The sequence below is a fragment of the Microbulbifer variabilis genome (assembly GCF_023716485.1).
Classification (GTDB): domain Bacteria; phylum Pseudomonadota; class Gammaproteobacteria; order Pseudomonadales; family Cellvibrionaceae; genus Microbulbifer; species Microbulbifer variabilis_B.
The window spans coordinates 3723709-3745181 of the sequence record NZ_CP092418.1 but is presented as its reverse complement, the minus strand read 5'-3'; the positions used below and the strand labels follow the sequence as shown (position 1 = coordinate 3745181).

The 21473-nt window shown below is 45.0% G+C and carries 18 protein-coding genes; 8 read left to right on the top strand and 10 right to left on the bottom strand.

Annotated features, from left to right (window positions below; translation table 11 throughout):
- Positions 1-2: 2 nt before the first annotated feature.
- On the top strand, positions 3-743 hold the full coding sequence (locus MJO52_RS16640) for an SDR family NAD(P)-dependent oxidoreductase (protein WP_252083092.1): 741 nt from the start codon (positions 3-5) through the stop codon (positions 741-743).
- A 4-nt stretch (positions 744-747) separates the two neighbouring features.
- On the opposite strand, the gene MJO52_RS16635 is transcribed toward MJO52_RS16640, so the two are convergent.
- The 6 genes from MJO52_RS16635 to MJO52_RS16610 form a co-directional block, all read right to left on the bottom strand.
- Positions 748-2508, bottom strand: a complete 1761-nt coding sequence (locus tag MJO52_RS16635) for a hemopexin repeat-containing protein (protein ID WP_252083091.1) — start codon at positions 2506-2508, stop codon at positions 748-750.
- A 200-nt stretch (positions 2509-2708) separates the two neighbouring features.
- Positions 2709-3410 carry a UTRA domain-containing protein gene (locus tag MJO52_RS16630; protein ID WP_252083090.1) on the bottom strand — a complete coding sequence of 234 codons (702 nt, stop codon included), beginning with the start codon at positions 3408-3410 and terminating at the stop codon, positions 2709-2711.
- A 79-nt stretch (positions 3411-3489) separates the two neighbouring features.
- A complete protein-coding gene (gene phnX, locus MJO52_RS16625; protein ID WP_252083089.1) occupies positions 3490-4299 on the bottom strand; it encodes a phosphonoacetaldehyde hydrolase in 810 nt (269 codons plus the stop codon).
- A gap of 49 nt (positions 4300-4348) precedes the next feature.
- The gene (locus tag MJO52_RS16620) at positions 4349-4903 is read right to left on the bottom strand and encodes an HD domain-containing protein (protein ID WP_252083088.1); all 555 of its coding nucleotides are present in this window, start codon (positions 4901-4903) and stop codon (positions 4349-4351) included.
- A complete protein-coding gene (locus MJO52_RS16615) occupies positions 4893-6077 on the bottom strand; it encodes a TIGR03364 family FAD-dependent oxidoreductase (protein WP_252083087.1) in 1185 nt (394 codons plus the stop codon). Before MJO52_RS16615 ends, MJO52_RS16620 begins: the two co-directional genes overlap by 11 nt.
- 19 nt (positions 6078-6096) lie before the next feature.
- Positions 6097-7560, bottom strand: a complete 1464-nt coding sequence (locus tag MJO52_RS16610; protein ID WP_252083086.1) for a DUF5690 family protein — start codon at positions 7558-7560, stop codon at positions 6097-6099.
- 134 nt (positions 7561-7694) lie between these two features.
- On the opposite strand from MJO52_RS16610, the gene MJO52_RS16605 reads away from it, so the two are divergent.
- The gene (locus MJO52_RS16605; RefSeq protein WP_252083085.1) at positions 7695-10280 is read left to right on the top strand and encodes a TonB-dependent receptor; all 2586 of its coding nucleotides are present in this window, start codon (positions 7695-7697) and stop codon (positions 10278-10280) included.
- Positions 10281-10345: 65 nt separating this feature from the next.
- Here MJO52_RS16605 and MJO52_RS16600 read toward each other — a convergent pair whose 3' ends face one another.
- Positions 10346-12034, bottom strand: a complete 1689-nt coding sequence (locus tag MJO52_RS16600; RefSeq protein ID WP_252083084.1) for an acyl-CoA dehydrogenase family protein — start codon at positions 12032-12034, stop codon at positions 10346-10348.
- Between the two features lie 666 nt (positions 12035-12700).
- Between MJO52_RS16600 and MJO52_RS16595 the strand changes: the two genes are divergently transcribed.
- From MJO52_RS16595 to MJO52_RS16570, 6 genes are all read left to right on the top strand, one after another.
- Positions 12701-13384, top strand: a complete 684-nt coding sequence (locus MJO52_RS16595; protein WP_252083083.1) for a response regulator transcription factor — start codon at positions 12701-12703, stop codon at positions 13382-13384.
- Complete coding sequence (locus tag MJO52_RS16590; protein WP_252083082.1) at positions 13381-13794, top strand: curli production assembly/transport protein CsgE; 414 nt, start codon at positions 13381-13383, stop codon at positions 13792-13794. Before MJO52_RS16595 ends, MJO52_RS16590 begins: the two co-directional genes overlap by 4 nt.
- Positions 13794-14195, top strand: coding sequence for a curli assembly protein CsgF (locus tag MJO52_RS16585; RefSeq protein ID WP_252083081.1), 402 nt, complete (start codon positions 13794-13796; stop codon positions 14193-14195). Before MJO52_RS16590 ends, MJO52_RS16585 begins: the two co-directional genes overlap by 1 nt.
- A 42-nt stretch (positions 14196-14237) precedes the next feature.
- The gene (locus tag MJO52_RS16580; RefSeq protein WP_252083080.1) at positions 14238-15086 is read left to right on the top strand and encodes a CsgG/HfaB family protein; all 849 of its coding nucleotides are present in this window, start codon (positions 14238-14240) and stop codon (positions 15084-15086) included.
- A gap of 321 nt (positions 15087-15407) precedes the next feature.
- On the top strand, positions 15408-15887 hold the full coding sequence (locus MJO52_RS16575; protein ID WP_252083079.1) for a hypothetical protein: 480 nt from the start codon (positions 15408-15410) through the stop codon (positions 15885-15887).
- A 55-nt stretch (positions 15888-15942) separates the two neighbouring features.
- Positions 15943-17133, top strand: a complete 1191-nt coding sequence (locus MJO52_RS16570) for a hypothetical protein (protein WP_252083078.1) — start codon at positions 15943-15945, stop codon at positions 17131-17133.
- 95 nt (positions 17134-17228) lie between these two features.
- On the opposite strand, the gene holA is transcribed toward MJO52_RS16570, so the two are convergent.
- The 3 genes from holA to leuS form a co-directional block, all read right to left on the bottom strand.
- Positions 17229-18233 carry a DNA polymerase III subunit delta gene (gene holA, locus MJO52_RS16565; RefSeq protein WP_252083077.1) on the bottom strand — a complete coding sequence of 335 codons (1005 nt, stop codon included), beginning with the start codon at positions 18231-18233 and terminating at the stop codon, positions 17229-17231.
- Between the two features lie 11 nt (positions 18234-18244).
- Positions 18245-18769 (bottom strand): LPS assembly lipoprotein LptE, encoded by a 525-nt coding sequence (lptE, locus tag MJO52_RS16560; protein ID WP_252083076.1) that lies wholly within the window; start codon positions 18767-18769, stop codon positions 18245-18247.
- A gap of 100 nt (positions 18770-18869) precedes the next feature.
- Positions 18870-21467, bottom strand: coding sequence for a leucine--tRNA ligase (gene leuS, locus MJO52_RS16555; RefSeq protein WP_252083075.1), 2598 nt, complete (start codon positions 21465-21467; stop codon positions 18870-18872).
- Positions 21468-21473: the final 6 nt, after the last annotated feature.

The following is a 21473-nucleotide window of genomic DNA, read 5'->3' as shown; positions in this document are numbered from 1 at the left end:
GTATGTTTGATCAACCAAGGATGGTATTACTGGCTGGTGCCTCGGGCGGTTTGGCTCGCGCGATCGGCGCCGAAATCGTTCGGCGCTATCCCGATATTACTTTGGTGACTTTGAGCCGTGGTACAGTAGATCGGGTACCTGGACACGCCGGCGAGCGTCGTCACCTGACAGTCTCTCTCGCGGACGAGCACTCTATCAGGGCTGTCGAGACTTTCCTTTCTGAATTTTCCTCTCCGCCTGACTGGGTAATTAACTGTTGTGGATTGTTGCACGATGAATTCCATGGCCCGGAAAAATCTCTAGCGCAATGTGAGGATGATTGGTTGATACAGTCTATGCGTATCAACCTCCTTACTCATATGCATCTGGCCCAGGCGCTGGATAGAAAATTACAACGCAAGCAGCCGCTGCTATGGGTATCCCTGTCTGCCAAGGTGGGTAGTATTGGCGATAATGAGTTGGGGGGCTGGTATAGCTATCGTATCAGCAAGGCGTCACTCAATATGTTGGTAAAAAACCTGTCTATTGAATGGGGGCGCCGATTGGAAAACAGTTGTGTGGTAGCAATTCATCCGGGCACTACGGATACAGCACTTTCCAAACCCTTCCAGGGTAATCTGGCGCCGGGAAAATTATACAGCCCGGCACTGAGTGCCGGGCGTATTGTGGATGTACTACAACAACTGGCGCCCGCCGATAGTGGTAATCTGTTTTTTTGGGATGGTAGCCGTTTGCCCTGGTAGTGAATCAGGGGGTCATCAAGCCTGGCCAGGTTTCATTATCTGTTGTTCTCGGATACCCACTGTATGCTTGATCAGATGTGATGGAGTAGCGTATATAGCGCTGGTTTTTGAGGAAAAAATATGCACGAAATGCGTTCCATTGGTGGGCTGCGGTAATCTCCGTAGCATAAGGACCGAGTCCTGGCCAATTGCTGTCATTGATAGGTTGGGGGTAGCCGCTGTCAAGTTGGTCTTCTTCCAGGTCATAGCGTAAATAATTCCCGTCTTTGAGAAAGAAATAAACTTTGCTATTAGGCCATTTCAGGACAGCGCGAATTTTTGTCGCGTAGGTAGCCAAACCAGGCCAAGTATTGTTGTCCACCAATTTGGGATAGCCGGAATCGACCCGATCTTCATTGAGGTCATAGCGCAGGTAACGCCCGTCATTTAAGAAGAAATAGCCTTTGTCACTGTTGGCTTTAAATGCAGCAACAATCAGGTGGGCATAGTCGCCCAAGCCAGGCCATGTACTGTTATTGGTTATGCGTGGATAACCGCTAGAGGCTTTGTCCAGGGTTTTATTGTAGCGTACATATTGATCGTCACCGCGAAAATAGTAAGCACGTGCACTGCCCCAGTCCAGGCCAGCAGTAATTTCCAGGGCCGATTTACGCAAAGCAACAGGGGTATCGTTATGTACGAATACATAGTCCAGGACTCCCTGTGCTTCTGTATAGTCGGTCCAGCTTTGTGAGCTAGCGTCGACGACATCAATGAACTGGTCGTTCTGGTGAATCTCCACGGGTCCGCTATCTGTGGAATACCATTTAATTGTCTTATTGTCAGCAGCCATCATTTTACGTATTCCAGGGCTGCCAATCAGTGGGTTACCATCCAGCTTCCAATTCGTTTGCAGCTCAATATCCATAAAACGCAACACCGTTGGTGCAATGGAGGTTTGGGCAGCATGGCCATAAATTCCATTGAAATCTCCATTGTGGATATCTCCAATAAACTCGCTGTGCTCAGCATTTAACGGCAAATTACTGCCAATAAAAATTGTTTTCTCGCTGGCAGTTTGTGCCCCATGCCCGCAGCCGCGAGAATCACGGCCGTGGTCTGTAGTTACAAGCACTAACCATTCTTCACCTTTTGCAATACGTGTATCTACGGCATCTAACAGAGCGCCCAGCTGAGTGTCGCTTGTGCGAATGCTTTCGTTATAGTGATTGCCAAAACAGGAGCTGTGACCGACACCATCGGGATCATCCAGGTGTAGGAAAAGGAAATCCACATGACCTGAGGCTATTTCCTGCACGCCGCGTGTGGTGACATCCGCATCGGAAAGGCCACTTAAAACTAGGTTAGCCTGTGCCAGGTCGGTAGTAAAAAAGTTGGTATTTATAGGGCTCCAATGGGATATGCTGCCCACCCAAAGGCTATTATCAGCCTCCTTTATCCGTTTGAACAAACTGGGGAATTCTGCATTTGCCAGGCCTGAGTCATTGGACGTGACTTGGTGCTTGTCAACCCAAACTCCTGTAAGGATAGTGGACCAGCCGGGGCCACTTTTAGTGTCCTGTTGACTTTGAGAGCCACTGATACCACCGGTATAAGCCTTGTGTAGAATTAATCGATCATAATTGGGGGTGTCTATATCCTTGAGCTTTTCGTACTGGAGCCCATCAACGCCAATTAGAAGTACCTTTTTATTATTCTGGGCAAAAACGAATTGGTTACTGGAAACAAACGAAATTAACAACAGGCAGGAGATAAGTGTCTTCATATCGAATATCCCGTATTTTCAATGATTTTCTGGTCTAGACCAGTAATGATAGAATAGACGATAGCTATTAAATCCCAATGAAGGGATTTTTACAGCGATACTGCAAAGAAAAGACAGCTATTTAAAAGCTAACAACTAACCAATCTCCCTCATTAAAATTAAAGAGCAAGGAATTTTTTAGGTGCGTTAAAAAATAAGTACTATCTAGTGGCTACTTCCATTTCTATGGCGTGGGGTAGCCAGTATTCAATATTGTAATCAATCAGATATTCAGCAGAATCATAGCGAAGTCTTAAGATTCTCAGGCCTGGAGCACCAGCGTGTATACCCAATGGCTCTGCATATTGCAACTCCAGGTTCGCAACCTGAATATTACAGCGCTCGTGAGTGATATTTACCCTATAATTATCTTGTAATATTTCGGTAATAGATCCGGATAAATCGAAGTCAGATAATTCAGGAAAACACTCTGATGAGAGATAACTCTCTTCTACCATAACTGGCCTTTGGTCCAGGTAGCGGACTCTTCGGATTTCAAAGTACCTGGTACTTTTAGTGGCGTTAAAGGCGGAATAAATATTGTGTCTTACGGTCAGCTTACGGACCCCAAGTACTTTGGTGGTTGCTCTAAAACCCTGTTGTCGGGCCATGGAGTTGAAATTTACCTTTTGTGTCGGGTTCATCACAAATCGATTTGGTGCAACAAACCAGCCTCTGCGATTTTGTCGGTACACCAGTCCCTCACCTTCAAGACGGTTTAAACCATCTCGTAAAGTAATACGTGTGACTTGCAGCTGCTCCGCCAGCTCGCGCTCAGCGGGCAGCTTGTGATTGGCGGCCAGGCGACCATTACCGATCAACAATTGGATATGTGATTTAATTTCTACGTAACTGGAGGACACAGTATTTCTCTTGGGTTTGACTGAAACTCGGTCTTAAGCCTGGGCTACCAAACTGGTATTCCTGAAGTTTGATAGCCTATCAGGGGCGTTGTCCAAGAGCCAGTCGGCGATTGATATCGACCAGTACGGGTTCAAGCTTATTGATATCGTCTATCAAATAATGAGCGCCGCAATTCTCAAGTTTTTGATAAGCGCCAATACTGTGATTTCTTTTTTCTTCCTCCGAGAGTGCTTGCCAACTTCCCAGGGATAATCCCGAAGCATTTCCTGAAAGTACCACTGCAACTGTCCACATGCCGGCATTGCGCCCCTCATAAATGCCTGCGGCGGTATCATCAATCTTGACACATTGGTTGACAGACGGGATTTCCATTTCAATGACGTTCTTTAATGCAGCTGCGGGTCCTGGTCTTGCGCCCACAGCTTCATCTGCTGCAATAACACAGTCGGGCTCTAGGCCTTGTTGTTGAGCTTTTACAAGCATGCCTTCAATCATTATGCGACTGTAACCTGTGGTGCTACCAATACGTATATTACGCTCACGCAAGCGGACAAATAGTTTGTCGGCTCCGGGTATTATTTGGCTGTGCCTATCGATTTCCTGAATCTGTATCGGGGCCAGACGGCGATATAGTCCGTCTATATCAGATTCCTGGGATGGGCGCCCATGAACCACTTGCCAGGCAGTTTGAATGGAATTTTGTTGTAGCATCTGGCGAATATGTTCTTTCTTCTCAGTACCCATTGGAATACGGGTTTGCTCTTCACTGACCGTAACTCCAGCCTCAGCAAAAATTTGCATAAACGCTTGTAAAGGGGCGCGGGAGCCAAAATCTACTAAGGTTCCGGCCCAGTCGAGGATAGCAGCTTTAAGTTGCAGTGGTTCCATGGATTATCTCCTTTTTGGTAATTGATAAGGGAGTTGAGCGGTAAAATATCTATCGACTAAGTACCTTTGAGCAGATCTTTAGCCAGTGATCCAAAGGAGCTACGGCTAAACCAGGCACTTTTCCTGAATCATCCCACTCGCGCAGACGTAGAGCATCCTCGGCGAATGGGGTATTAAGAAAATTATCTTTTTCTTTATCTGTCATTCTTTTTCCTTGTTTTTTTAGGGTTTTGTGGCTTGCTGCGGATAGCCGTGTCTCATAAATGTTATCTGTACTCATTAAAAATCTTTTAGCTTGAACATGGAGGGCGATAGGCTTTGTGACTGTATTGGGAAAACCCCACCTTTCGAGTAAATCTGCACCTATTAGGTCATGTGCACTGTAGCCTTCAGTATCCGTCCCGGGTATTTTTTCCTTTATAGCGTGGAGATGGCCGATATCATGAAGAAACGCTGCAACAGTCATTTCACCGGAGATACCAGAGTGTTCCGCCAGGGTGGCACACTGGGTAGCATGCTGTAGCTGCGTGCATTTTTCTCCAAGTGTTAAATTCCCGTACTGCAAAAATAACTGTTTAATTTTATCTACAACATTAGCTCTCATCGATTAAGCACTCATCTAGAGGGATCTTGTCCAAAATACCCTTCACCACCCGTTCCATTAATGCTGGTCCGGTTGTCATACCTTTTCCTCCAATACCGGTTATTAAATGAATATTTTCTGTTGTGGATTTTAGGAGTACGCCTTGGCTACTTTCCTGGCTGTAATAGCCATTCCAAATCCTGGCAACATTTAAATAGGGTAGATTAAGGATACGCTTGGCTTCGGCTAACATCAGTGAGTTGATTTCCTGACATATTTCATAGTCCAAACTGCCTGAGTCCTGGGCAGTGAAGTACTCATGAGAATCGCCAATGATGATGCTGCCATCGGCAGATTGTCGAAACAGAAGGTGGATACCAAATTTTCCATAGCTTGGATCAATATGAGGCTTCGGTAGATTTTTATAATTAGGACAACTTTTAAATGCTTCATAGCGGCGTATTGTCAGACCTGTAAGCAGGTTCCCTGGTATTTTGACTCCCTTGATTTTTTGGGTGCGCAACATCTGCAATTTACTAAGCTGTAGTTGTTCTGTTTGTAATAAGTGCGGAAATAAATGACTAAGTTGGTGGCCACAACAAATCATTACCTGTTCTGAAATAAAAGACTCACCTGTTGAGCAGCGAAGCTGGACCCCATTTTTGACTTCCACTACGGCTATTACCGGAGATGCCTTCTTAAAATGTAAATTTTTCGTGTCTTCAAGTAGTTTCCAAAAATACTTCATTAGCAGGGAGCTTTCGGCACTCATTTCCTGTGGATAGTAGAGGCCACCATGGCAGTAACTCTGCTTTAGTAAATTAATTTTCTTGTGACACTGCGTCGAGGTAAGAAGCTTGGAAACGTAGTTAGTCTCACGATTAATCTCATGCATTTCCTCTAGTAGATTGGCCTCTTCTAAAGAAGAAGCCACGTAGAGAGAGCCATTCTGCCAGAGTGCGTCCGGCATTATTGTCGCCAACTCGCCATAAAGTTCCAGCGATCGTCGCCCCAGATTTCGCCATAGTTTTAGATTCATACCAGATGGTACTACTTGGCCAAAATTGCGTACCGTGGCTCCGTGAGGCTTAGTGCTGGCTTCAATTAACAGTACTTTTTTTCCGGATTTGAGTGCATGGTAAGCAGCAAAACTGCCTAATATCCCGGCACCGACAATGGCAATATCAAATTTCATAACTGCTCTATAGCCTTTTTTACACTGGAGAAGTAATAAGCCTCAACCGTGAAGAAGAATTACGGTGCAAGCGGCGAAAGAAAAGAAGTGAGAGCAGCATTAACAAAATACATGCAAAACCAGTAGCATAGGAAAGTTGCTGAGTAAACTGTAACCAGTTTAGGTTTGGTTGCGCGAAAGTCTTATAGAGCATGACACTAATGCTGCCGATATAACCCGCACTATCTGCCAGATAAATCACAAATCCTGCGTTACCTAGGCTCTTGGTGCAGGCGACCAGACGTTCAAATAATAAACAGTTAAATGGAACATAGCCTATATAGAGCCCGATATTGATCCCAATCATCCAGGCAGCCCCGGATACAATATCTAACTCAAATGCGAGAGTTGAAGTTATGCAGATTGCTCCCCCAGCCGCGACTAATAGCTGGTTTAGCTGCAATGCGCGATAGTTGTTACGTACAAAAATAAGTAGCGCCAGGGATGCTAAAACTATCAATGCCACGGGTAGAGTGCTGGTAAGGAAGATCTGGGGTGCTTGACCATGACCCAAAGCTTGCCAAAGCTCTGCAGCGAAATTATCAGAGAAGTCACGAAATGCCGTTAGGAATACATAAGCGATGATTAAAGCCAACAATCCCAGATTCGTTTCGTTGACGAAAGTCCAACGCATTTCATTCGTCATTGGTACTCTTTGTTTTCGTGCACGGATGTCTGCTTGGTTGGGTTGGGGAATTCTACTGAGTGTAAATGTCGATAGAATCAGTGCAGGTAGAAATAATAAGCCCACGGTTGCAGGCATCCAGATTTCCGGCACTTTCCATTCCAGCATTAGATATGCGGCTACTGCTTTTACGGCTCCTGAAGAGACGATTAAGCTAACACATAAAATGGTGCCTAGTGCTTCAGTAAGACGACGCCCCTCTAAATAGCTGAATACTAGTCCCCACACCATTCCAAGTGGGAGACCATTAAAAAAAAGCATGACAACATTATAAGGAGCGGGGATCAATGCGAATGCTATCAAGGCCAGATGACTGAAAAGAATTAGAATTACCAGCATTCTTCCCCGCTGCAATGGCCGTAACTCTGAGACAACCTTAATCCCGATAATTTTTGAAAACGCATAACCCAGTACTTGGGAAATTATAAGTGCGGTTTTAAAGTCTAGAGTGAATTCCCAGCCGGAAATGTTGGCGTAAGATGCTGCTGCAAAGGGCTTGCGGAAAGCATACATACAAAAATAAGTGAAGAATGCAGCAACTCCGGAAAAGAGTAGCAAGAAAAGCTCACTGTTGAAATCTTCACTGGAATCAGATTCCTGTTTTTTACCGGTTTTTTCCATTTTATCGATAGCTGCCATTTGGTCTAGACCAGATTTTAGGTGCTTATGATTGCGTTTTTGTGACAGTCTTTTTTTAAGTTCAATAACCATTCCAGATGGTAAAAATTTTTCATTTATATATTCGCAGGGAATATTCACACACCTGTTATACAAACGTCATAGCGGCAATTTAGGATTCTGGTCTAGTCCAGATTTATGTTGATGATCGAGCAAGTTAATTTGTGTCGATAAAAATTTGCCAATCATTTTTTGATTGATACAGGGGAAGTAAAATGATTTATGTCAAATTATTGCCTGCAACGATTGCTCTGCTGGTGGGACAAGTAAATTACGCTCATGCACAAGAAAGTAGTAAGCAGAGTGTCCAGGATGATAGCGAAATAGAAGAGATTGTTGTGCTTGGACGAATGTTTGAGACAGAGTTACGTTCCCTGGAGTTACAGAGGGAATCCAACCGGATTGTTAATGTGGTATCGGCAGATGGTATAGGAAAGTTACCGGATCGTAACGCCGCAGAGGCAGTTCAAAGAGTCGCAGGCGTATCTATCGAGCGTGACCAGGGGGAAGGACGGTTTGTGGCTGTGCGTGGCCTCCCGTCCCAATGGAGTTCTTCTAGCCTTAATGGTCATCGTTTGCCATCTGCAGAAGAGGAAACTACCAGCAGGGCTACGGCGTTTGATTTCTTTCCATCGGAGCTGATTGAACGTATTGAGGTCTCTAAGTCTGTTACCGCGGATCAGGAAGGTGACTCTATTGGCGGCAATGTTAATTTTGTGACTCGTACAGCCCCTGAAGAACGCACTTTGGATATATCCCTATCTGGTGGCTATGCGGATAAAGCCGACGGTGATATTAAATCCATGAGCATTCTTTATGGGGATAGAAGTGAAGGTGGTAAATGGGGATTTTTGGCCAATGTAACTGGTTGGAGCAGGGATTGGGCAACAGATAACTACGAGCCCCGCCGTAAAGGGGAGGGAATATATCGATTGGAACTGCGGGATTATACCGGAACCAGAGATACCCTGGGGTTAAACCTTGCTACTGAATACCGATTGGAAGAAGGAGGTAAGATTTTTGCTCGTGGTTTGTATGGGACATTAGAAGATGAGGAGACACATTACAAGCACAGGTTGCGGTTCGATAAAGATAGAATGGAACTTCAGCATATCCACAATACTTTGATAACACGTATGCAAGGTGTTGAAGTTGGTGGAGAGCACTTTTTTGGTGATGATAAGCAGCTGAATTGGAATTTAGCCAGCTATGATAATGAATTCCGCTATGGGAATACACCCAATAAAGATGATCGCTCTTATTTTGTAATGCGTTTTGATCAAACGGAAGTAGGTTATGTTGGTCTGGATGATGATGGGCTGGCTTACAACCAAATCGATGGTGGTACTGACCCAGCAGAAAATATACCCACTCACCTCCCGGATGGTTTTGTAATGGACCCAAGCCAGTCCAGCCTATCTTGGGTTGAACTATATAAAGTGTATGTCAACGAAAAGGATAAAGTGATAGCCACTTTTGACTTTTCTTCCCAGTTTTCCAGTGAGCTGGAGTTAAAGTTCGGTATGAAATATCGGGACAAGGAACGGGTGTCTGAATTCTCCGATGCATTTTACAGTTGGGATGAGGAAAACTATGGGCCTGCCCCAGCTCTCTCTGACTTTACCTTGTCTGATCAGCCTGGCAGAAATGATTTCCTATCAGAGTTGGATATCAACTATGACTCCCAATTCTCTCAGGTTGCTTCAATGTCTCAATTGGAGAATTTTTGGAACCAAAACCGGGATAAATTCATTTTGATTCCCGAAGAATCAGCTCTAGTTGAAAATGGAGGGGCTCTTGGGCGAAATTTTGAGCTAACAGAGAGGCACCTATCGGCTTATGGTATGGGTAATTATGAGCTTTCAGATAGAGCCATTCTTGTAATGGGTTTACGACTCACTCAGACCCAAACGAAGGTGGAAAGCCAGGTATTTGTTAACGATGAAGCTAATAACGGCTATTTGGTGCCGTTTAATGGTGATAAAGAGTATTTATCCATTCTACCATCGGCACATCTAAAATATGCGCTCACAGAGGATAGCAATATCAGGCTCGCGCTGACCAGAACCTTTGCCAGGCCGGACTTTGGTGACCTGAATCCGGGAGGGTACTATGCCGAGCACGATAATGAGTTTATAGGAGGTAATCCAGATCTTGATCCTACTTACTCTTGGAATCTGGATTTGATGTATGAGTACTACTTTGATGACTCGGGGATTTTATCTGCTGGTTTATTTTATAAAGATATTACAGATCCAATTTTTAAAGATGTAAAAGAAGGTGAATACAATGGGGTGTTAGGAATCGATATTTATAGTCCGGAAAATGGTGAAGATGCGTGGCTGAGGGGATTGGAATTTAATCTGGTGCGAAAAATGGATTTCCTTCCCGGATTTCTTTCAAATATTGGGTTATCGACAAATTTAACTATGATGGATTCAGAAATGCGTATTCCGGGCCGTGATGGTGTAGTGCCGATTTCCCGTCAAGCTGATTTATTACATAATCTCTCTATCTATTATGATGATGGTACCTTCTCCATTCGCCTAGCTCAAAACCATAAGGGGGAGTATATTGAAGAGCATGGTAGCAATAAAAATGAAGACCAGTACTACGGTGCTTACACAAGCCTGGATATGAGTGCAAATTATACGATTGGGGACAATTTAGTTATTTTTGCTGAGGCCTTAAACCTTACGAATGAACCTTTAACTTATTATATTGGTAATAAAGATAGGCCAAAGCAAGTTGAGTATTATGGGGTTCGTGGTCAACTGGGCTTTCGTTATAGTTTTTTTTAGCTGATCTTTTATCTTGCACAGGAGAAACATCTCGGTTGTCGTCGAGTTGCTTCTCCCAAAAGCAGTTAAACACCAATTGTAAGCGGGTCGCCGCGTCTGAGTAATGTTTCAATGTCAACACCCTTTGGTAGACTGCCAGTGCTATGAGCTCCTCTAGTTTCCAGTCTTGATTGAATAAATGCATCACTAATCGATTCGTTGCCTGACTGTAAAAGTAGATGAACCTGCATTGCAATCGCCATTTGATCAATAATACTGCGTGCTCTGTATTCAAATTGATCCAAATCAGCAAGCTCTTTTTTTAGTGAATCTATAGCTTTATCGAAGCGGATATCCATACCAATGCTTGTTGCCATCTCATCCAGCCAGTGATTTACGACATTGGGTGTTTTTGTGATGGCACGCAGCACATCAAGAGCCTGGATATTACCGGAACCCTCCCATATGGCATTAATTGGAGCATCGCGGTAGAGTCGTGCAGTGATAAAACTTTCAATAACACCATTTCCACCGAGGCATTCCATCGCCTCATAGGCATGATGCGGGCTGCGCTTACAAATCCAATACTTACCCACAGCTGCTCCCAGTCTTAGAAGCATTTGTTCGTGTTCTTGATCTTCATGATCCATAGCTCGGGCCATGCGCATGGTCAAGGCCACTGACCCTTCAACTTCTAATTGCAGGTCTGCCAGGACATTTTGCATTAGGGCTTGATCAATTAGCTTTTTTCCAAAGGCTTCTCTATGGGATGCATGGTATATCGCTTGCAATACGGCTTGGCGTTGGCCCCCAGAGGAACCGACCATACAATCAAAACGAGTTATCGCGACCATCTTGATAATTGCATTGACTCCCCGACCTTCTTCACCCAAGAGCCATCCTAAGGCACCTCGCATCTCCACTTCGGAAGAGGCATTGGATACATTACCAGATTTCACTTTGAGCCTTTGGATTTCTAATGGGTTTTTACTTCCATCCGGACGCCATCGGGGAACCAAAAAACAAGAAAGACCGCCCGGTGCCTGAGCCAGAATTAGAAAACCGTCACACATAGGAGCAGACATAAACCATTTATGCCCAAGTAGCTCATAAGTTCCGTCATCCATGGGGATTGCACAGGTTGTGTTGGCACGTACATCTGACCCACCTTGTTTCTCTGTCATACCCATACCGATAGTCAGAGAGTGTTTTTCATAGTAGGGGCGATTACTGCCATCGTAGCCCCGGCTAAGAATTTTAGGGATCCACTCCTTGGCGATTGATGGGTTTAATTTTATCGAAGGAAGAGAGGCAAAAGTCATCGTGATTGGGCACCCATGACCCGCCTCAAGTTGACAATGCAGATAGTTCTTTGCCGCTCGAGCAACATTGGCACCGCTACAAGGATGACTCCAGGGGGAGCTGTGTAGTCCTTCTGATAAGGCAAGCTGCATAAGTTGATGGTAAGAAGGATGATAGCGAACTAAGTCTATACGGTTTCCGATTCGGTCATGACTTTCAAATATGGGTTTAAACTCATTGGCAGCATAACCCCGTTCAATCATTTCTGGTCTTCCACAAACCTCGCCATAGCGTTGTAGATCATTTTCGGCCCAATGTCCGCCATTAAGGTGTACCGAATCGAGTAGAGCCTGATCGCCGGCATACAGGTTGTGCCCTGAGAGAGGGGAAGTCTGATTCTTTACCGTATGAGTGGTTGCATGGGCAGAGGGGTGAAGGTGATCGCTCATGATCAAGGCCTCAATGGTTAACATAGTTATATGTTCTTTGATTCATCTACTTGTACCAAAACACCAAACAGGTACCAAGAGACATGGTGATAGCGTACCAATACAAAATCATAAAGTAGTCCCACCCTGATTACTATTTGCGCACTCATTAAATCTATTACGCACTATAAAAATATTTAATAAGTATAATTTATAGGGTTTCTTTGGATAGGTTATCCAAAATAATATTACTTTCATGAAAGAGAGTGTATTTATTATTTTAGTGTGATTGATTAGCTAAATTTTAATTTTTGTTGCTACTTGGCTTTTTGTGCCGTTTATAGGTTTTTAACTTTTCTAGGTATGCTTTTTTTCATGCTGATATCAGAAATAAATCCATTAATTTTGTGGGTTAGTGCAAATTTATTACTGTTTTTTAAACGCTTTATTTTTTTAAGTTTAGACAAAAGGATGTTTCTAGTTGGTTACTTAATAATCGTCTTTAATACCTTTGTATGAAAAAATGACATTTGTAATTATCGCTGGCACACTTAAGATTGAATTTTTGTTATCTGTATCACTTACTGTTGCAGTGTGTTGGTTGATCGAATAGATTTAGCTCTCAATATCGAGAATGTGGATAGAAAATAATAAAAAAGTAAGAAGTCATTAGATAAAATCTTAAAGAGATTGCATATTGGGGGAACCCAGATGAATTTGCATAAGGAATATGCACGCCTCAAAGTTGTTTCGCAGGATCATGTTTGTAAGGGTCCCGCTGTTACCTTCTTAACCTCATCAGTCAACTTGCAGAGTTCAATTTTTGCAGGGCATATTGAAGAGGAGTTTAAAACCAGATGCTCCATTGTTCAGCGAGTCCCATCTTTTTCACTTGATGGGGTTAAGGCTGATTATCTATTGCTCGACTGTGTTGGGCTTTTTAAAGCGGATCTTGATCAGTTATTACGTGATATTCATGCTTCTACTAACTCGCCTGGCATTATTCTCTTAAATGTTGACGACCCTAATGAGTTTGACTTTGTCTTACACTGGGAGAAGGTCCTAGGATTGATGCCGGCAAAATGTGAGCCCGGGGTTATTATGGAGCGATTAGGTAAGATATTCCTGGGGGAATATTGGTTCCCTAGAGATGTTCTGCATAACTTTTTAAGGCAGCATAGACGTCCTAAAAGATGGATGGATTCTAGCGCAAACCTTACACAAAGAGAAAGACAGATATTGGAGCTTATTTGTGAGTGTAGAACCAATGCAGATATTGCGGAGGTACTATGTGTCAGTGAGCACACCGTTAAAAGTCACCTATACAAGGTTTATAAAAAGATTGGTTGCAAAAACAGATTGGAGGCAAGTAGTTGGGCGAGTCAAAATCTGTGAAATTAAAAATTCTATTTTTTTCTATTTGGTTTATTTCTAGTACAGTTATTTCCCAGGAGTCAGAGTTTGCTCAGAGCGAAGAGTCAATCCTTACCGGTTTGGTGATTGATAACACAGTAAGCGGCATAGGGCATGAGTTCGCACGCTCTTTATCGCTGTACATTACATCCAACTTGACTGACTTTGATTATAACCTGACTGTGTATGAAAGGCCTTCTGCGCGGTGGGGTAGTGTTGTGTGGGTAAATTATGAAAATAAGCAGGTGTTCAGGACTGTTATTTACCCAGGTAGAAGACGTTTTGGGCAGATAGTTGAGCAAGCTGTTGCTCAAATCAATAATAATGTACGACAGCAAAGGCTGCAGCAGTTATTTTCACAAAACTTGGACTTGGCCGGGGAGGAATTATAGTGAGGTTCTATGTTTTATTGGTTTTATCTTTCTTTTCTGTCTCTGCTTATTCGACAGAGCTTATTTACACTCCAGTAAATCCATCCTTCGGAGGTAATCCATTAAATGGTAATTATTTGTTAAATAATGCCAGCGCTCAAAATAGTAAAAAAGATCCTAAAGCTGGTAAGTCACCATACTCTGATTCATCTTCACTTGACAGGTTTACGGATACACTAGAATCCAGATTGTTGTCTCAGTTGCTCACAGATGTTGGAGATGGAAATGATGGTACTCTCGTAACCGATGACTTTATCGTTAACATACTTGATGTAGATGGTACCCTAACTATAACTATTACAGATGCTGTCACAGGAGAGCTTTCTGAGATCGTAGTCGTTGGCCTAAATCCTGGTAACTGATTTAATTGGTCAATTGATTGTTTGTTCTTTAGGGTGGTGGTGATGGTGGTTAGAATAATAGTTATATTTTTGGTTTTTATTTTAAGTGGTTGTAGTTTCTTTCAAAATGCAGGAGAGGCGTTGTTTGGCCCAGGGCATCAAAAAGCCACTTTGACGGATCGAATGAGTACTTATGCAGATCTTTTGAATTTGCCCTTACCGAGGGGGAAGATAGTAGTAGCGGTTTATGGATTTAGTGATCAAACTGGCCAGTACAGGCCAGCACCGTCTAGCTCTTTTTCTACTGCAGTAACACAAGGCGCTGCCTCTATGCTCGTACAAGTACTCAACGAGTCAGGTTGGTTTGTTACTCTTGAGCGTGAAGGGCTACAAAACCTGCTTACTGAAAGAAAAATCATACGAGCAGCAATCAAAGAGCAAGAAACTCCCCAACCCTTTGAGCTCCCCTCCCTGATGTCAGCAAATATAATGTTGGAGGGCGGTATAGTCGCTTATGATACCAATATCAAAACCGGCGGAGCCGGTGCGCGTTATTTTGGTATTGGACTTTCTGAGCAATATCGAGTAGACGAAGTGACCGTGAATTTGCGTGCGGTCGATGTTAGAACTGGAAGAGTTTTAAATAGCGTTTTAACCAGTAAGAAAATTCTATCAAGGCAGGTTCAGGGAGACGTTTATACATTTGTTGAGTATAAACGTTTGTTAGAGATTGAGGCTGGAATGACGACCAATGATCCGGCTCAACTTTGTGTGCTTTCTGCGATTGAATCTGCAGTTATTCATCTTATTGCCAATGGTGTGACGAATAATATTTGGGCAATGCAGGATGTCAATGAATTCCCTGCATCTGTACTGAGTGAATATGCGGATGCAACTGTGAAAATTCTTTAGAATAATTTTTTTATTAAATATTCTGACTAATTTCTTTGTCTTGCAATGGTTGCTGGCTGCTCACATTCCTGTGTGGGCGGTTTTTCTTGTTGAATCTTTGTGTAAGTTTGTGTAATTTAGTAAATCTACTTGTCGATATCTTACATCTTCGTATTAAATCAACTTTCTAGAAAGGCTTTCATACAAAAGTCTTAAATATTTATTGTTTTCCCGCCCCAAAAAATATTCTTTTTTCTGATTTATTGTTTTCGCTTAAATTCCTATAGTGGTCCTCGATGAGCGGAATTGCTCTCGCTTTAATTAACCTTTAGGAGAATTTTGGTGGGCGTTATCAAAGTGAGCCTATGTGGTTTATTTTTACTCCTTACCTGTATTAACTCTGTCTGGGCTGGTGACTTAGATGATCATGATGAGCTGTTTTCTGGTCAGGGAAAGCTGGATCTCATGTTGCAACGGGATGAGTCTATTACTGGTCAGTTAGCTGAGGTCGTTCAGACAGGGGAATACAATTTTGCAGAAGTTTCTCAGTTTGGGCAGTTCAACCAAGTTTTTTTGGTTCAGGATGGCTATTCGAATGAAGCAGCAATTCAGCAGGCTGGGGAATATAACTATGCGGCAATTTCTCAGTCTGGAGCTTATAACCAAGCTACCGCTATACAAAATGGTTTAGATAATATTGCTCTAATAAATCAAGTGGGCAATGGAAACTCAGCCAACATCATCCAAAACGGAGATGGGCTCTTTGGATTTGTCGCGCAGTTCGGTGACAACCATGCGGTGCAGGTCGTTCAGCACGATTAAAGCACTGCTTTCTTTTTGTTTGTATTTGTTTACTTAGTCTGATGGAGAAACATAAATGAAAAAGCTTTCACTTGCTGCTGCGATTGCAATGCTTGTTGGTGCTGGTCACGCAATGGCCGATGCTAATTATGGTGATCAACTGCAGGTTGGAAATGACAACGCTGCTGATATCTATCAAATGGGCGAGTCCACCAATAATGCGGCTTATCAGTGGCAGGAAGGTAATGACAACCGTGCTTACGCAAGTCAATCCACCGCCGATGCGAACTATATCGACCAGACTCAGGTAGGTAACCGTAACTACTCTGAAACCACGCAATTCGATCAAAACAGCTCCCAAGCCTATTCTTATCAGCAGGGAGAGGGTAACTGGGGAGTTGTTCATCAGTGGGGCGGTAATGGCAATGCAGCTTATGCTACTCAAATGGGTAGTGAAAATACTATGCATCTAGATCAGTACCGCTCAGATGGTGGTGAGGCTAATTACAATACCCTTGATGCGGTTCAGGAGGGTAATGACAATATGGCTGCCCTGCAGCAGGACGGAGATAGTAACCTGTTTGTCAGCACTCAGTCTGGTGATGGAAACAGCGTTTGGAGCAGCACCTGGATGAGCTCTGATGAAGGCTTCGTAGGAGGCCAAGTTGGTGAAGGTAACGTCGGTTTTGTTTATCAAGGCGGTGTTGAAAATACTTCTAACTTGGTGCAGTCAGGTGACTTCAACTATCTGAATATGTCCCAGGATGGGGCCAATAACTTCAATACTATTGCTCAGAATGGCACTGGTAACTCTAGTGTTACTGGTCAGTATGGTGATGCCAACACCATGACCGTTACGCAGAATGACCTCAACAATATTGGCGATATGTACCAATACGGCAATGATAATGCTGCAATTCTGCAACAAACGGGTGATCATAACGAAGCTGAATTCTCTCAGTTTGGGGATCTCAATACAGCTAATATTGATCAGCTGGGAAGTGCCAACTTCACTTATGGCCATAGCGAAGGTATGGCCAACACAGTTGATGTTGACCAGAACGGTGAGCTGAACTTGGCTGAGATCCATCAGGACATGGGTGAGTTTAACCTGATGGTTGTATCTCAGGATGGCTTTGAGCACGGTGCTCACCTGGGACAGTCTGGTAGCGAGAACACTACCTATGTAACTCAGGCTGGCAATTTCAATATGGCCAGTGTGCACCAGGTCGGCAACAGCAATATGGCTACAGTTTCTCAAAACTAATACGCCTATAATGACTATTGTCTAAACCCTCCTCATTTCGGGGAGGGTTTTTTATTAGCGGCGTTTAAAAGAATCCGATTGCTTGGGCTAACTTTCTAAACGCTTTTCTGTCCACTCAAATTAAGCGTGAGTTCCATAAGGCCATTCCATGGGGACTGGTGAGTGTTGCCACCTTTGATCGCCGAATCCACGGCTCTGGCTTTTAAAAGAAGAGCCTCCAGCATATTTGGAGTTAGACGGTTTAAGGCATTTTGTACAAGTGGTTGGCGTTTTGGGATGCGAACTAAACGTGCTAGTTGCTGGCCCTGATTGAGTTTCTCCATTAGTTCCAGTAATGAGCGCATCTCTCTTGTTAGGGCCCAGAGCACCACAGGTGGCTCAATACCTTCCGAGCGTAAGCCTTGTAGCGTTTTGATCGCTTTCTCGGCTTCTCCTGCCAAAGCTCTGTCAATTAAATCGAAAACACTGTATCGCGCAGAGCTGGTTACACTTTGCTCTAACAGTTCGACCGTTATTGTCCCGTCACTATTTAAAAGTTTGAGCTTTTCGATTTCTTGGCTTGCTGCGAGCAGATTACCCTCTACTCTTTCGGCGAGAATACGTATAGCTTCTTTCTCAGCAGATAGCCCTGCGGCATTGATCCTTTGGTTGATCCAGTGTGGCATTTCCTGGGCGCTAACAGGCCAAATTTGTACGAGAGCACCATGCTGCTCAAGTGTTTTAACCCATTTGCTATTGAGTTGTGATTTGTCCAGCTTGGGCAAAACCAGCAGTAGTATCAAATCCTGACTGGCGAGTGCGGCAAATTCCTGTAAGGCTTTACTGCCTTTATCCCCTGGTTTTCCACTGGGAGCGCGTACCTCGATAAGCTTCCTCTCTGCAAAAAGAGACATATTTCCGGCTGAGGCAAGTAATAAACCCCAGTCGAAATTATGCTCTGCATGTAGAAGTTCCCGCTCAGCGAAACCATTCTGCCTCGCTGCCGCACGTATTTGGTCGCAAGATTCCTGAACCAGGAGTGGTTCATCGCCTGAGATAATATAAACCGGCGCAAGCCCTTTCCGTAGTTGCTGGGGAAGCTGTTGGGGATTAATACGCATGACAGAACTACCTAGTAGCTCTTATCTTGCAAGGGGGCATTGACATCAATACGGCGCAAACGATTGATCATTCGGCTAATCAACTCGCGGCGCATTTCCGCGCGTAAGAGGCGTTCCTCTTCTCCCTTACTGACTATTTCTGAAACGTTCCACTCCAATGATCTATAGACATCGGCCTGAGCTTTATTTAGCAGTACTTCGCCACTGTGTGTACGCACACTATAAATCGCGCTGGTAATCAGCTCGTACTCGGAAGCCCGCCCTTCAGAATCCACGGCAACAGTTAATTTTCGTTCTATTTCTTTATGAATGGTGAGTAGGTAGTCCGCTTCAATAGGGGATGGAGCAACAGGGACTCCGCCGTTTTCCAGAAGACGGCTAATTTCATCAGCAATATCACTGCGAGGGTTCTCACTCGATATGTAAATAGTACTGCCTGGAGGAAAGTTTTTTGGCGCTCCCCGCAGGTGCCAACCGCAACTGGCGATGGCCACAAGGGTAACTAGCAGGACGATACGACGTGCAAATGTTTTCATAAACTACCTGGCTTTAGTGCCAGCAAATAAAGGGTTTGCAGATATGGGCCGGGAGCATAATGCTCCCGGCTATTGGTTGGATATAACTGCGCAGTAATTTTTACTTCGCGACAATATTTACCAGTTTGCCTGGCACAACGATGACTTTGCGTACGGTGGCATCGCCAATAAATTTCTGGACGTTTTCGTCGGCTAGGGCGAGTTTTTCCAAGCCCTCTTTGTCCGCATCAGCAGGCGCATCCAGCTTTGCACGTACTTTGCCATTGACTTGAACGACCAAAGTAATTGAGGTACGCACCAGAGCCTTTTCATCTACTACTGGCCAGGGAGCATCAATTAAGGTGTTGTTATTGCCCAGGATTTGCCACAGTTGGTGGCAAATATGCGGAGTTACCGGAGCCAGTAGTAAGACAGCTGCCTGTAGAGCCTCTCTCTCCACTGCCAGCCCCTGCTCATTACTGCGATCCGCCAGTTTACCAACCTCATTGAGAAGCTCCATCACTGCGGCAATAGCCGTGTTGAAAGTTTGACGGCGTCCGTAGTCGTCGCCAACCTTCTGAATTGTCTCGTGGGTTTTACGGCGTAATTGTTGTTGCTGATCGCTCAAAGACTGTTGGTCAATCTGAGCGCTGCTAGTGCTTACAGCAACATGTGCGTGTACAGTTTTCCAGAGCTTTCGCAGGAAGCGGCTGGCTCCCTCCACGCCGGCATCGTGCCACTCCAAAGTTTGCTCGGGCGGAGCTGCAAACATTGTGAACAGGCGTACAGTATCGGCACCGTATTCTTTAACAGCAGCATGGGGATCGATGCCATTGTTTTTTGACTTGGACATCTTCACAACGCCACCGGCAATTACTTCTTCACCTGTTGCGCGCTCAACTGCCTTGATGGGTTTTCCTTTCTCATCCCGCTCGACATCAACATCGGCGGGGTTGATCCAGGTTTTATGGCCGTTTTCTTCCTTGTAGAAGGATTCAGCCAACACCATGCCCTGGCACAAAAGCTGCTTGAAGGGTTCATCGCTGTTGACCAAGCCCTCATCCCGCATCAATTTGTGGAAAAAGCGCGCGTAGAGAAGGTGCAGGATGGCGTGCTCAATACCACCTACATATTGGTCGACAGGTAGCCAGTAGTTGGCGCGATCGGGGTCGAGCATGCCCTCTTCGAAGTCTGGGCAGGTATAGCGAGCGTAGTACCAGCTGGACTCCATAAAAGTGTCAAAAGTGTCGGTCTCACGCTCGACCGGCGTACCATTGAGTTCGTCTTTGCGCCACTCGGGATCGGCTTTAATGGGGGACTGAACACCGTCCAGCTCCACATCTTCCGGCAGTAAAATAGGGAGTTTCTCGGCGGGCACCGGGATTTCTCCACCATCTGCGAGGTTGAACATGGGGATAGGGGCACCCCAGTAGCGCTGGCGGGATACACCCCAATCGCGCAGGCGATAATTGGTGGTCACACGGCCTTTGTCTGCTGCTATTAAAACTTCGGAAATCGCGGTAAAGGCACCATCAAAATCCAGACCATCAAAATTGCCGGAGTTCACCAGTTTGCCTTTTTCGGTGAAGGCTTCTTTGTTGAGATCGATTTCCTGGCCATCGGCGGGCGCTATGACTTGAGTCAAAGGCAACTGATACTTGTGTGCGAACTCCCAGTCGCGTTGATCGTGGGCGGGTACTGCCATCACCGCGCCAGAGCCATAATCCATCAGAACATAGTTGGCTACCCAGACAGAGACTTCCTCCCCGCTGATGGGATGAATGGCCTTGAGACCGGTGTCCATGCCTCTCTTGTCCATTGTGGCCATATCGGCTTCAGACAGAGATTGCTTTTTGCACTCAGAGATAAATGTTTTCAGTTCGGGGTTAGTCTCTGCTAACTCCAGAGCGATTGGGTGTTCAGCGGCGAGGGATACATAGGTGACGCCCATCAGGGTGTCTGGGCGGGTGGTGTAAACATCGAAGTGATCCATACCAGCCACAGTGGTGGGCAGGCTAAAGCTCAGCTCCACACCTCGGCTCTTGCCGATCCAGTTGCGCTGCATGGTGCGCACCTGCTCGGGCCACTCCGGCAGCTTATCCAGGTCCTTGAGCAGCTCTTCTGCGTAGTCAGTGATCTTGATAAACCACTGGGCCAGCTCGCGCCTCTCCACGGTAGTGCCGCAGCGCCAACAGGCACCATCTTCAACCTGTTCGTTGGCGAGCACGGTCTGGTCATTGGGGCACCAGTTCACCGCGGAGTTTTTCTTGTAGACCAGGCCCTTTTCATAGAGACGGGTGAAGAACCATTGCTCCCAGCGATAATAGGATGGCTGGCAGGTGGCTAGCTCGCGGGACCAGTCGAAGCCAAATCCGAGAGCTTTCAGTTGCCCCTTCATATAATCAATATTGGCGTAGGTCCATTTTGCTGGCGCGGTTTTATTCTGGATCGCAGCATTTTCAGCCGGTAAGCCGAAGGCATCCCAGCCCATGGGGTGCAGGACATTCTTACCCTGCATACGCTGATAGCGGGAAATAACATCGGTAATGGTGTAATTGCGCACATGGCCCATGTGCAGCTTGCCGCTGGGGTAGGGGAACATGGATAGGCAGTAGAACTTTTCCCTGCCGGTATCTTCCTTTACCTCAAAGCTTTTCTCTGCCTCCCAGAATTCCTGGGCGGAAGCTTCGACTGCGGAGGGGTTGTACTGCTCTTCCATCGATTG

Excerpts from the sequence above, each read along its gene's own strand:
- MJO52_RS16640 (WP_252083092.1), top strand. The coding sequence starts at position 3 with ATGTTTGATCAACCAAGGATGGTATTACTGGCTGGTGCCTCGGGCGGT.
- MJO52_RS16635 (WP_252083091.1), bottom strand. The coding sequence starts at position 2,508 with ATGAAGACACTTATCTCCTGCCTGTTGTTAATTTCGTTTGTTTCCAGT.
- phnX (WP_252083089.1), bottom strand. The coding sequence starts at position 4,299 with ATGGAACCACTGCAACTTAAAGCTGCTATCCTCGACTGGGCCGGAACC.
- MJO52_RS16620 (WP_252083088.1), bottom strand. The coding sequence starts at position 4,903 with ATGAGAGCTAATGTTGTAGATAAAATTAAACAGTTATTTTTGCAGTAC.
- MJO52_RS16615 (WP_252083087.1), bottom strand. The coding sequence starts at position 6,077 with ATGAAATTTGATATTGCCATTGTCGGTGCCGGGATATTAGGCAGTTTT.
- MJO52_RS16605 (WP_252083085.1), top strand. The coding sequence starts at position 7,695 with ATGATTTATGTCAAATTATTGCCTGCAACGATTGCTCTGCTGGTGGGA.
- MJO52_RS16600 (WP_252083084.1), bottom strand. The coding sequence starts at position 12,034 with ATGTTAACCATTGAGGCCTTGATCATGAGCGATCACCTTCACCCCTCT.
- MJO52_RS16595 (WP_252083083.1), top strand. The coding sequence starts at position 12,701 with ATGAATTTGCATAAGGAATATGCACGCCTCAAAGTTGTTTCGCAGGAT.
- MJO52_RS16580 (WP_252083080.1), top strand. The coding sequence starts at position 14,238 with ATGGTGGTTAGAATAATAGTTATATTTTTGGTTTTTATTTTAAGTGGT.
- MJO52_RS16570 (WP_252083078.1), top strand. The coding sequence starts at position 15,943 with ATGAAAAAGCTTTCACTTGCTGCTGCGATTGCAATGCTTGTTGGTGCT.
- holA (WP_252083077.1), bottom strand. The coding sequence starts at position 18,233 with ATGCGTATTAATCCCCAACAGCTTCCCCAGCAACTACGGAAAGGGCTT.
- lptE (WP_252083076.1), bottom strand. The coding sequence starts at position 18,769 with ATGAAAACATTTGCACGTCGTATCGTCCTGCTAGTTACCCTTGTGGCC.
- leuS (WP_252083075.1), bottom strand. The coding sequence starts at position 21,467 with ATGGAAGAGCAGTACAACCCCTCCGCAGTCGAAGCTTCCGCCCAGGAA.